8 protein-coding genes are annotated in these 13,099 nt (G+C 35.5%); 7 read left to right on the top strand and 1 reads right to left on the bottom strand.

All coding sequences use genetic code 11. The features are described from left to right. Positions 1–136: 136 nt before the first annotated feature. From QHH19_03875 to QHH19_03845, 7 genes are all read left to right on the top strand, one after another. A complete protein-coding gene (locus tag QHH19_03875) occupies positions 137–1,447 on the top strand; it encodes an ATP-binding protein (GenBank protein MDH7517462.1) in 1,311 nt (436 codons plus the stop codon). Positions 1,448–2,101: 654 nt separating this feature from the next. Then, a complete protein-coding gene (locus QHH19_03870; GenBank protein ID MDH7517461.1) occupies positions 2,102–6,124 on the top strand; it encodes a PKD domain-containing protein in 4,023 nt (1,340 codons plus the stop codon). A gap of 123 nt (positions 6,125–6,247) precedes the next feature. Then, complete coding sequence (locus tag QHH19_03865) at positions 6,248–7,444, top strand: hypothetical protein (protein ID MDH7517460.1); 1,197 nt, start codon at positions 6,248–6,250, stop codon at positions 7,442–7,444. Between the two features lie 292 nt (positions 7,445–7,736). Then, entirely contained in the window at positions 7,737–9,038 is a 1,302-nt protein-coding gene (locus QHH19_03860; protein ID MDH7517459.1) for a phenylacetate--CoA ligase, read from the top strand. 2 nt (positions 9,039–9,040) lie between these two features. After that, on the top strand, positions 9,041–9,697 hold the full coding sequence (locus QHH19_03855) for an acetate--CoA ligase family protein (protein MDH7517458.1): 657 nt from the start codon (positions 9,041–9,043) through the stop codon (positions 9,695–9,697). A 13-nt stretch (positions 9,698–9,710) separates the two neighbouring features. Next, complete coding sequence (locus tag QHH19_03850) at positions 9,711–10,985, top strand: adenosylhomocysteinase (protein MDH7517457.1); 1,275 nt, start codon at positions 9,711–9,713, stop codon at positions 10,983–10,985. 340 nt (positions 10,986–11,325) lie between these two features. Next, positions 11,326–12,777 carry a hypothetical protein gene (locus QHH19_03845; protein ID MDH7517456.1) on the top strand — a complete coding sequence of 484 codons (1,452 nt, stop codon included), beginning with the start codon at positions 11,326–11,328 and terminating at the stop codon, positions 12,775–12,777. On the opposite strand, the gene QHH19_03840 is transcribed toward QHH19_03845, so the two are convergent. Next, a partial coding sequence (locus QHH19_03840; protein ID MDH7517455.1) for a DDE-type integrase/transposase/recombinase occupies positions 12,774–13,099 on the bottom strand: 326 nt, incomplete at its 5' end. The genes QHH19_03845 and QHH19_03840 overlap by 4 nt on opposite strands.

The following is a 13,099-nucleotide window of genomic DNA, read 5'->3' as shown; positions in this document are numbered from 1 at the left end:
ATCAGAGTAAAAATAGCTAGTTGGGGGAGGCTAGAAGAGAACAGTTGTTCCAGTTTTATAATTATGCAAAAGGTCTACTCTTTTTTTACTTTATATAAACTAAAATTTTAAATATTTAAACCACATGTGGGTTATTATGAGGAAAGAAGAGCTACTTGAAATATTATCAGACTGGAATTTCTGGGCAAAAGAAATAGATACAGGAATAAAAAGAGAATATTACCTTAAAGAACTTCTTAAAATACTCACAAAAACCGACCAAATAGTTTGTATTTCAGGGGTAAGACGAAGCGGCAAATCTACAATTATGAGACAGATGGCAAAAGAACTCATTAAAGAAGTAGGTGGAAAAAATACCCTAATAATAAATTTTGAAGATGAACGTTTTACTGAAAGAAATCTTAATACACTGATAGACACGTACAATTGCTATCTTGAAAAAGTAAAACCCACAGGAAAAAAACCTTTCATTTTTTTAGATGAGATACAAAATATCAATGAATGGGAAAGATTCGTAAGAGGTATTCATGAAAGAAAAGAAGCAAAAATCGTAGTATCAGGATCATCATCAAAACTATTAAGTGCAGAACTTGCAACACTATTAACCGGAAGACACATATTATTTAACCTATATCCTCTTTCATTTAAGGAGTTTCTTTTTTTTAAAAATATACCGATAAATTCTGAAATCGACATTGTTTCAAAAAGAACAGAGATTAAAAAATTAATGAGTGAATATTTAGAAATAGGTGGATTTCCAGAAATTGTTCTATCATCTGAAAAGAAAAGAATTATTTTAGGTTATTTTGAAACAATTATCTCTAGGGATATTATAGAAAGGTTTAATATACGGGAGAGAGAAAAAATAAGAACACTTGCGAAATTCTATCTTACTAACATTGCTTCACCGATAACATTTAATAAGATTTCTAGATTTTTGAAATTGCCACTTACTACAGTCGAACGTTTCTCGGATTATCTGGAAACAGCAAATTTGATTTTTTTTGTAAAACGGTTTTCATATTCTTTTAAAGAACAAGAAAAATCATCTAGAAAAGTGTATGCTATTGACAATGGACTATCAAATACTATTGGTTTTCGATTTGCAGAAAACCTTGGGAGAACCATGGAAAATATAGTTGCAACAGAATTAAAAAGAAAACAGACTATGCATCCAGAACTGGAAGTTTATTATTGGAAAGATTATCAACAAAGAGAGGTCGACTTTGTTTTAAAAGAAAGAACACAAGTCAAGCAAGTTATACAAGTTACTTCTAATATTGAAGATATTAATACAAAAGAAAGGGAGCTGAAAAGTTTATTAAAAGCTATGGGTGAGTTTAAATTAAAAAAGGGATTGGTTATAACTGAAGATGTTGAACGTGAAGAAGAGGTCGGTGGAAACAAAATAGTATATATCCCGTTATGGAAATGGTTGTTGGAATAAATATCCTTGACATAATAAACTATAGTAAAACTTGAATAATAAAACCTAAAGTAAAAAAAGTTTTTACCTCAAACTTTATTTTGGATCAACCATTATCGGCCGAAGGTTGGATAAAATTAACCCCAACTATCTGATTTGGTTTAGGTTTTGTACTTCTTGGTGTAACTGGTTTTGAGGAATGTTTCAAATCATTGATTATTGATTTTGAAACAACCTCTGGCCACGTCTTTTTTTAAGAGGTGGTCGTCCACTTATATTATATAAAGGTAAAAAATCTGATGGTTCATATGCATTCACTTACATGTATTTTCCGTATGGTTCTGGAAAATTTGACATTGTCCTCACATGGACATTGTTTGGTGAGTACAAGCAGGAGATATATCATGGTACTGTTAAGGGATTCAAAATCTATAATGAATTTTAAGACTCCCTAAACACTCTTTCGATAGATGAAGATTTATTGAACATTTTTCTATAATTATTACAGCAATTAATGCGAAGACTCTGCTAAAACATCTCTTTCTTTTTTTCGTAGTTATTTCAATACTCTTCATTTTATTTTTTTATTAAAAACTAAAAATCTATATAGAAGATATTATATTATAATATTCAACTTTGAGTGGAGGTATGCGGAGGTATGTGGGGGTGTAAATTATGAAGAAAATAATAGGAGTTTTTATTTGTGTGTTAATAGTTAGCGGTACACTAAATATAATTGTATGTGATACTGCTAGTGCAGACGCTGGTGATATTCTGTTTAGTTTTAATGTTCCAGAGGGATTTTTAGCAAGAGGACTTACTTATTATGGGTCTTATATAGTTGCTGGTGGGCCCACTGAAGATAGTGAAGATTATCAACAAATAATATTCTTTAATCAAAGTGGAAACGTATCTTATAGTTTTAATTTTAATCATCCGGGGGATATAAGGGGTCTCGCTTCTGCTCCTCCTTATATATACATATTAAACTATGAAACAGAACAAACAAAAATATACAAATATTTTTTTTGGGGATCACAGGTGAATTATTTTAGTCTAGATCCAAACAAAGTCAATTATACTGGCGGGTTAACATACGGTGATGGTCATTTATGGTATTCTGAAAGAATAAATTTAGGAAATTACCAATACAGATATAGAATCCATAAAATTACTACAACTGGAAGTTATATTTCTAGTTTTATTGCTTCTAACATTTTAGCCTTTCCAACAACTTCTTATCAGGGATTGGCATATGCTGGTTCGCATTTATGGTTTACATCCCAGTATTCTGCAGTTCAGAAAATTTGGAAATTAAATCTTGACGGGAGTGAAGTTTTTTCATTTGCTAAACCAGATGGTGCAGATGCATCAACCGATTTAGCATGGGATGGAGAGTATTTATGGGTTGGGTCCTTTTTTGGTTTTAAGATAAATAAAATGGATGTAACAGATAACAACCCTCCAAATCAACCTAGTAAGCCGCAAGGTCCAGCGGAACTGGTTATTGGTGCTTCAGGAACATATACTACTAGTGCAACCGATCCGGATGGTGATCAAGTCAAATATAGATTTGATTGGGATGACGGAGAAATTAGTGATTGGACATCTTTTGTTAATTCTGGGATGCCTTCTAGCTTATCTCATTCATGGGCTAATGCCGGTTCTTATGAAATCAGATCGCAGGCAATGGACAGCTATGGCGAAAAAAGTGTATGGTCTGAACCCAAGACAGTAAAAGTAATTGGCGTAAGCGCAGGAGGCCCATATTATGGATTTAAGGATTATTATGTACAGTTTTTTGGTTATAGTTCACAAGGAACACCAATTAGTTGGCATTGGAATTTTGGTGATGGTGCATCATCCAATGAACAAAACCCTAAGCATACTTATTCCCCAACTGGATCGTTACCACACATATATACAGCAACTTTAACTGTAACATTTTCTAATGGAACTACTGCTTCAGATACAGCTTCAGTTGAAATTAAAGATGTCCCAGCATTAGCAAAATTTTTAATATCTGTTTATGGAACATATTCACATTGGGACGGGTCGTGTTTAAGTGCAACTGTACCATTATCTAACATTCAACATATTATAAATCTAGATGGTAGTGTTCCAGGTAACATAAGTATAGGTGATTTTAGTGGCACATATAATTTTGGTATTAATTGGAATGATACGAAAATAGATATAGAACTTTATCCAGCAAATCCTGAAAACGATAAGATGATTTTGTTTAGTGGTGTTGAGCTCAATATAGAAGCTTATAATGTTCTTGGTGCTGGTGGTAGTTTTTCCTGTGGTGCTCAAGGTGATTTTGATGTAAATAGTCTTGATTGGAATTTAATGCTTTATTTAAATGGTCATCTTCAATTCCCGATTCTACGATTGCAGTCATTTGCTGGTCCTATACCTATTTCTGCAGCAGCTGATTTGCATCTCGATGGCGATTTAAAATTTTATCTAAATTCTCCTGATGAATTTGATGACCATGTTTTTGATCAAATGACTGGTTCTTTAAGTGCTGGTGGAAACGCACGTGGTGGTATTGGTTTTACTGGTATCATTAATGCCGGACTTTACGGTGGAATAGATGGTACATGGTCTTTTATAACACCGGAAGATGAAAGTGGTAGCGTATATAACTCATTTATTATAACAATATCTTTCGGAGCTTATGCGGAAATCATATATCTTGGATATTGGGACTGGGAGTGGTATAGTTATAGTTGGCCTAGTACCCGTGGGGCTTCTACCTCAGGAGGTTATCAGTTTATGCCAAGGAATTACGGGACTCCAACATGGATTAACAATGATGAAGGCGTACTTATTGATGATGCATTTCCAGCATCGAATCCATCTATTAGTACAAACTCAAATGGCGATAGAATAATGGTATGGACTCAGGATGATCTTAGTATAGGTGGTTCTGGGGGAGCTAAAGGAGATGGTCTTGAAATATGGTATTCAACTTGGGATAAAACCAATGAGAAATGGAACCAACGATTGCAAGTCACAGATGACAACTATGCTCAATCAAACCCATCTGTAACGCTCTTGGATAATGGGGATGCAATATGTGTATTCAATTGCCTAACAGAATCTGCAGCTGGAAAAACCCTTAATCAAATCTTTAGTGAAAGCGAAATCGGATACTGCTATTTTCATGACGGCACATGGACAACACCTCAACTTATAGGTGCTACAACAAATCGTTTCATGGATTCTTTCCCAGTGATAAAATCCAATGGAAACAAGGCAGTTGTAGTTTGGGTCTGTGATAATGATGCAAATATCTTTACAGCAACAACTAACGACAAGGCGATATATACATCATTCTGGGCTGGAAATGGTTGGTCTGTCCCACGTATTTTAACAAACAAAAATGTTATTAGCGCTCCAGTAAGCTTGGCTTTTAAAAATGGTGAAGCAGCATGTGCTTATACAGTGGATGAAGACGGAGATCTTAACACAGCAAATGACCAAAATATCTACGTAACAACATTTACTGATAATACTAGGAATGACAATACCATTAAAATTACGTCTACTGAAAGAAATGGGCATCCTTCAGTAAGTTATATCGGTGAATCAGGTCCATCTGTATCTTGGGTAACAGAAGTAGATAGTTCTGAAAATCTAAACGCAACCATTTACTACATGGACAACATTAATGCTAGATCTGAAATAGAAGAAGTTGAATCTGGGATCGGAACAGTTTCGTCAGCTCCACTGTTCAGTGGTACTTCAGGTGTAAGAGATGAGATTTTTCCATTAGTTGGATGGAGCGATGGCAATAATATCTGCTTTAAAAGAAGATTTGGTCCTAATGATTGGGAAGCTAGACAAGTTTTACATATTTCTGATAAAAAAATTGGACAAATAGGTTGGGATTATAATGGTAGCGGAGAAGAAGTCTATGCGGTATTCATAGAAAAAGAGGATCTTAATTCTCAAAATGATTGTCAACTTAGAATTGCTGGAAAAGGGCAGCTTCTTACTCCAGATGTACCTGAACCCTCAGGTCCAAAAGAGGGAGTCATTTATGAAGAATATTGTTTTCAAACAAAAACATTTGATCCAACTGATGGTAAAATCTATTTTAAATGGTCTTGGGGCGATGGCACATACAGCGAATGGTTAGGACCATATTACTCAGGGGATGTTTGTAATGTATGCCACTATTGGAATAATGTTAAAGAATACAATGTTAGGGTTAAGGCTAGAAACAATTACCGGGAGAGCGAATGGTCAGAACCACTAAAAATAAATATAAAGAGTGCGCCTCCATCCAAACCACTTATTAAAGGTCCAAAAAATGGAAAACCTGGTGAAATACTTGAATATTCATTTTATTCATCTGATCCAGATAAACAAGATATTGAATATTTTATTGACTGGGGGGACGGCGATACCACAGGATGGATTGGGCCATATAAAAACGAAGAGACTATAAAACTAAAGCATGTATATTCTAAGAAAAAGGTTTATACTATTCGAGCAAAAGCTAGAGACAGTGTTTATGGTGGAGAAAGTGATTGGAGTACTTTTTCAGTTAGTTTACCTAGAACTCGTAGTTCATTTAGATCATTGCTTCTTGAGCGTTTAATGAATCTCGCAGAGCGCTTTCCTTTGTTGCAAAAGTTATTTTATTTCTTTATTTTAAGGATTTTCCGGGCGAGAAATCTATGACTTTTATATCAGGGATGAATCGCCTGGATAGTTATTTGTAAAATGCTGTTAGGCATTTCCCTTGAGGAGAAATTCACGTAGTTTCACTGCGTGGAAGGGGTGATAAATAGGAGGTGAAAAATTATGAAAAAAATGAAACATAAAAAACATGCTGGTGTCAGTACAGTATTCATATTTGTAGCAGTTTTTATGTTATCTTTAGCGTCTGCTGCTGGTATTATGAATACTAGGGATATAAATGAAGAAAATAACTTAAATATCTACGGGTATAGTATTGGCCAGAGTAGATCACTGCCTACTATTGTTGAATTTTATGGACCAAGTTCTATAGATATCGGTGAAACTGCTACATTCTATGTAAAGGCAATAGATCCTAATGGTCTTTACATTAAGTATCTTTTTGACTGGAAGATATACCCAGGCCAAGATTTTAATGTGGATTATGAAACGCCACTTAAAGGATCAAATCAAGTCATAGCCATTAATCATACTTTTTGTATTGGAGGGACTTATGATGTTGCTGTTATTGCTGAGAATGAGAATGGCGAAAGAAGTGAGATAGCAGTTCATGATTTCAGTGTTAATGGTGGTTATACAGATATAAGATATGTGAAAATGTGGATAGAACCAGATAAATTCATACCTGGGCAAAGTGTAAATTTTAATTCAACAATTAAAAATTTTGGAAACAGAGATTATCTTGAAACCACGCATCAACCTTATGTTTATTTTGATGGTAAAAGAATCGGATCCGTTATTATTTTACACCCAAGATTGTTGGAAGCTGATGAAACAGCAAGTGGAGGATTTATAGAAAACTATCTTTGGCCAAATGATTACAATGAGCATGAAATTAAATTTTATTATCTTGAGGTGACTGGTTTTCTATATAAATCCGCGGTCGAGAATGAACCACCCCTTAAACCTTCTGTAAAAGGCCCATCAAAGGCTACATCAGGAAAAGTATATCCATGCTCCAGTTCAACAACAGACCCAAATGAACACAAAATATACTATTTATTTGACTTCGGTGATGGTGTACTAAGTGGATGGTTGGGCCCATATGAGTCAGGTAAATTAGCAGAGACATCGCATAAATGGTACAAGGGGACATATGAGCTTAGGGCAAAAGCAAAGGATGAACATGGCTTGGAGAGCGAGTGGTCAGATCCATTTACTGTAATTGTAACAAAGGGTAAATCAGTAAATGTTGTAATGAACCAGATAGAAAGTTATCGAAACACTCAGCAATCTCAAAATAATCTGTTGCTCAGAGCATTGAGTTTGTACCTAAACATAAAACTACCTAGCAACGACTAGAAAAATATACAAAAAAGTAGTTGCATAATTACAAAACGAGAGACATCCATCTCGTTCAGGTATGCAAAAAAACGATATGGATTCTCTCCATAAAAACCTAATTTACGGGCAACACTCAGCAACAGATACTCAATCTCAATCTAATGCGGAATCTTGGAAGATTATAAAAACAGCCTAGCCCAATATAGAGAAGAAAAATAAATAATTCTATACAATTGACTCTAAAACAGTATTTTTTACTTCACCAAACTATTATAAGAGTAATTGTATTTTCTCGCTCAGAGGGAAACCGATGGATCATATATTTAATCCTAAAACTGAGAAGCTATCTCGTTCAAAAATCAAGGAGCTGCAACTCAAACATTTGAAAAAAATAGTACATAATGTTTATGAGAACGTACCATTTTATCGGAAGAAATTCAAAGAACTAAAAATAAATCCAGATGCAATAAAAACTTTGGAAGATATAAAGAAACTACCATTTACAACTAAAAACGATCTTAGAGATAACGCTCCTTTTGGTATGATGGCTACGTCTCTTGATAACTGTATTGAGTTACATGCATCATCTGGTACTACTGGTGTACCGGTCACTGTTTGTTATACCCCTCATGATATTGATGTTTGGTCTGAGGTTATGGCTCGTTGTCTTTCTATGGCTGGTTTGACTAGGAGGGATGTTTTTCAGAATCCGATTCCTTATGGTACTTTTACTGGTGCTTTTGGTTTTCATTATGGTGCTCAGAAGGTTGGTGCTCTTGTTATCCCATCTGGTATGGGTCAGTCTGAGCGGCAAATAAAATTGATGGAGTATTATGGTACTACTTTTATTTCTGGTGTCGCCTCTTATGCTTTGCGTCTTGGTCAGGTTGCTCGTGAAATGAATATAGATCCCAGGAAATTGAAAGTTAGGAACGGTCTTTTTGGTGCTGAAATGTTTACTCCTGGTTTGAAGAAGCGTATAAGCGAAGCGTGGGATATGGATGTTCATGATATTTATGGTCTGACTGAGATGTGTGGTCCTGGTGTTTCAGCTGATTGTGATCAGCATGATGGTTTGCATCTTTGGGAGGATCATTTTCTGGTTGAGTGCGTTGACCCGGAGACTCTTGAGCCTGTTGATGTAGAAGAGGAAGGAGAGCTTGTTCTTACTACTCTTACTAAGGAGGGTATGCCTCTTCTTAGATATAGGACTAGGGATATAGCTAGGCTTTTTGATGTGAAAGAATGTGAGTGTGGTAGAACCCATGTTAAGCATTCCACTATTAAGGGTCGTAGTGATGATATGGTGATTATCCGTGGCACTAATATTTATCCTGGTCAGATTGAGTCGGTTTTGATGAGGCATCCTGATGTTGGTAGTAACTGGCGTATGATACTGTATACTGAGGATAATGTTGATGGTTTGACTGTTGAGGTTGAGAGTAAGAAACAGTTAAGTCAGGTTGATGCTATGAATCTGGAAAAGATTCTGGAGAATGAGATAAAAACTGTTATTGTTTTTACGCCTAGGGTGAGGGTTTTACCCCCAAATGGTATTCCTGAGACTGGTTTAAAGGCTAAGCGTGTTATTGACAATAGGAAGAAAGATTGATTATGAAAAAAGATGTTGAAAAACTGGTTAAAAGAAGTGGGCCTCTTGCTGAGAATGAGGTTAAGGATCTTTTACGGGCATATGGTATTTCTACGACTAAGTATGTGGTTGTAAAAAACGAAGCTGATCTTAGTAAGATAAATTTGAGGTTTCCTGTTGCCCTTAAGGTGTGTTCAAATAAGATTTTGCATAAAACAGATGTTGGTGGCGTGAGACTTAACATAAAAGATATGACTGAGCTTAAACAGGTGTTCAAAGATTTTCGTAAGAAGTTTCCTAAAGAGGATTTGCTTGTGGATCAGATGGAGGAGAAGGGTGTTGAGATTATTATTGGTCTTGTTCAGGACCCGACTTTTGGTCTTTGTATTATGTGTGGTGTTGGTGGTATTTTTACTGAGCTTTATAGGGATGTAAGTTTTCGTGTAGTCCCTATCGATAGGTATGATGCAGTGCAGATGGTTGAGGAGATTAAAGGTAAAAAGCTTCTTGAGGGGTTTAGGGGCATCAAGGCAGACAAGCAGTTGGTTGTTGATCTGCTTTTGAGGGTTTCAAAGATTGGTGAAGAGCTTATGGATCGTGTTGACCAAATGGATTTAAATCCAGTGTTTGTATATGAGAACCGTGTTTGTGTTGTTGATGCGAAATTGATACTGAGATAAGGAGTATGTTTTTATGGTGATGAAAACAAAAAATTATGCTGTAAAAAACCTTAATTTAGCAGATGAGGGGAGGAATCTTATTCATTGGGCCGAGGATCATATGCCTGTTTTGATGAGGATAAAGAAGGATTTTGAGCGTGATAAGCCTTTGAAGGGTTTGACTCTTGGGTGTTGTCTTCATGTTACTAAGGAGACTGCGGTGCTTGTAAAAACTTTGAAGGCTGGTGGCGCAAAGGTTGCGTTGTGTGGTTCGAATCCGTTGAGTACGAATGATGCAGTTGCAGCAGCTCTTGCTAAGGAGGGTGTTTTTGTTTATGCGTGGCGTGGTGTTTCTACGGATGAATATTATTGGTGTGTGGATAGGGTTTTGGATCATAAACCGAATATAACGATGGATGATGGTAGTGACCTGGTGACTCGTTTGCATACGAAGAGAAAGGAGGATCTGGTGTATGTTATTGCGGGGACTGAGGAGACGACGACTGGTGTTAATCGTCAGCGTGTTATGGCTGAAAAAAAGGAATTGAGGTATCCGATTATTGCGGTTAATGATGCTATGACTAAGCATTTTTTTGATAATCGTTACGGTACTGGTCAGTCTACTATTGATGGTATCTTGCGTGCTACTTCTGTTTTGATTTCTGGTAAAATTTTTGTTGTTTGTGGTTATGGTTGGTGTGGTAAGGGTGTTAGTATGCGTGCTCGTGGTATGGGTGCTAATGTGATTGTTACTGAGGTTGATCCTGTTCGTGCGCTTGAGGCTGTTATGGATGGTTTTACTGTTATGCCTATTAGAAAAGCAGCTAGAATTGGTGATGTTTTTGTTACTGTTACTGGTAATAAACATGTTATTGACGCGCGTGCTATTGATTTGCTTAAGAATGGTGCTATTGTTGCTAACTCTGGTCATTTTGATAATGAGGTTGATGTGAAGTATCTTGATAAAATTTCTAGGGATTTTATTGAGATTAGGCCTAATGTTCGTGAGTATCATTTAAGGGATGGTCGTACTGTTTACCTGCTTGCTGAGGGGCGTTTGGTGAATCTTTCTGCTGCTGAGGGGCATCCTAGTGAGGTTATGGATATGAGTTTTGCTAACCAGGCTTTGTCTGCTTTATGGTTGTCGAAAAAAGAGAATGTAAAAAAATTGGGGAAACAGGTTTATCCTGTTCCTAAGGAGATTGATGAGGAGATTGCTCTTCTTAAGTTGAAGACGATGGACGTTGATATTGATAGGTTATCTAAGTCGCAGATTGAATATATGAGTAATTGGAGGGAAGGGACTTAATTTAACTTGTTTTGAACCTGGGTTTTGTTAATCTGCCTGCTTCTCTTTCGATTTTTATCCATATATCTGATAGTTCGCTTAGTTTATAATCATCTATTACTTTACCCATAATTATTATTGTACAATTAATGTTATTTAATATTGTCGATTTATTTTACGACTATTGCCGATTATGTTATTTTATATATTATTAACTTGCAGATTTTATACTAAAATGAAACTAAAAGTATAATTTATAACAAAATTTTGTAAAAAAGTGCTTAATAATAACATAATTTTTATATATAATAAAATTTATTTGCATTTTAATTTATAAAAAAATTTTTAAATAGGGAGAGATATGAAAAATGAGAGAAAAAATTTGGCAATATGTTTTGTAGGGCTATTGATTATCTCAGGAAGCTCTGTAAATACACAAACATTGAAACAAAAAAGCGTACAAGAAAAAATTGAAAACGCACCAGCTATAGGTCTAAATGTTTTATCAAATAATTTAGATTTTGTTGGGATATTAACAAATCCGAATGGGGAGATGATCCCGTTGAGTATCTCGGGAAATGGCAAAGACCAATCTTGTGAAAATGGAAATAGTTTTTATGAGTTACATTGGACTTCACAATATGTTGCCCAAGGTTTTAAACCAACAATGAACTTGTTTACGTATCTATATTTATATTTAAAAAAATCTTCTTCTGTCTCAACGTCAATATATTATCTAGTATTAATTCGAAATGATTCTGTAGATGGAGAAAATTGGCTTGGTGGCTTTGGTATAGTTGATGATTTATCAACTTCGGGCGAATGGGTAACTTTTGAGTGCGTTGAACCTTTTGAAGTGATCCCGGGTAATACCTACTATATTGTTATAAGTTTGTTAACAAGTCTCGGATCAGATAAATCTATGTCTTGGAGATATGGAACAGGAAATCCGTATTCACGAGGGGTAGCATATCATTCAGAAAATAATGGTGAGAATTGGCAACAAGAAGGTAATTGGGATTTTAATTTTCAAACATGGGGTATAAGTACTAATCCACCAAATCCACCTAGCTGTAAATCACCGAGTGATGGTGCGACAGGTGTTGATATTAATGCTGATCTTTCTTGGGCTTGTAACGACCCAGATGGTGATTCATTAAGTTACGATATATATTTTGGAACAAGTACTCCTCCTTCATTAGTTGTTTCGAACCATCCGAACACCTATTATGATCCAGGTACTCTTTATTACGATACTCTGTATTATTGGCAGATTGTTGCAAGAGATAGTAATGGTGCAGAAAAACAGGGAATAATTTGGCATTTCACAACTAAATCTGCTCCTCCAGGGCCTCCTGTTATAAACTATGTAGAGACATACTATGCTGATGGAAGTGAAGCATCAGATGGGAAAGGATTATTATTACAGGGATTAGCGCTTGAGAATACTTATAAGGCATTTATTTCCGGTTCAAATGTAGATAAAGTTGAATTTACTTTTGAATTTATGCCTCCTGGGTACCAGATAGTAACAGATAATTATGGTGCTGATGGATGGACGGCAACAATCAACACATCTTATATCCTAAACCCATTTGCATCCTATAAAATTAGAGCGCATAATGATAAAGGTTGGGGCGATTATAAAACGTATGATCCTAAAATTGTTCCAATTGTTGGATGGTTAACTCAATACATAAAAACTCTTTCTGAAAATAAATCATTAGATTTTGTAACCTTTGAAATTGGTGAAAAAGAACCAAAAAGACCAATAAATAATTTCTGGACTTTGGAGGGTGCTTGTCAACTTTAGCTCCTTGTGATGTGATACATTGAAACAAAGCATTCAATCCACTGTTGAGTGCTATCAACAGTGGCATTATAAGGCCAGTTTCTATAAAAGAGTTTTATCCGATGTTTCAACAGGAAAAACCATTGCTCTATAGGATTACGAAGACCAAACGTGATATGTTCCCATTCAACGTTTAAACGTTCAAGAGCAGGTTTATACCAAGGACCACCATCAACCAATATCTTTGGTTGATTAGTACATTTACTTAGAACATATTTAAGGAAGCTGTATGCTTCAAGAGAAGCGCGACCTTTGGTAACCCATACACCAAGAACCTCCCAAC

This window comes from Candidatus Thermoplasmatota archaeon (assembly GCA_029907305.1).
Taxonomy (GTDB): Archaea; Thermoplasmatota; E2; order DHVEG-1; family DHVEG-1; genus JARYMC01.
Note: the sequence above shows the minus strand (reverse complement) of the source record. Positions and strands in the feature narration are given on the sequence as shown.

Bases quoted from the DNA above. Each gene is read 5' to 3' on its own strand.
- QHH19_03850 (MDH7517457.1), top strand. From the start codon at position 9,711: ATGGTGATGAAAACAAAAAATTATGCTGTAAAAAACCTTAATTTAGCA.
- QHH19_03865 (MDH7517460.1), top strand. From the start codon at position 6,248: ATGAAAAAAATGAAACATAAAAAACATGCTGGTGTCAGTACAGTATTC.
- QHH19_03875 (MDH7517462.1), top strand. From the start codon at position 137: ATGAGGAAAGAAGAGCTACTTGAAATATTATCAGACTGGAATTTCTGG.
- QHH19_03845 (MDH7517456.1), top strand. From the start codon at position 11,326: ATGAAAAATGAGAGAAAAAATTTGGCAATATGTTTTGTAGGGCTATTG.
- QHH19_03855 (MDH7517458.1), top strand. From the start codon at position 9,041: ATGAAAAAAGATGTTGAAAAACTGGTTAAAAGAAGTGGGCCTCTTGCT.
- QHH19_03860 (MDH7517459.1), top strand. From the start codon at position 7,737: ATGGATCATATATTTAATCCTAAAACTGAGAAGCTATCTCGTTCAAAA.
- QHH19_03870 (MDH7517461.1), top strand. From the start codon at position 2,102: ATGAAGAAAATAATAGGAGTTTTTATTTGTGTGTTAATAGTTAGCGGT.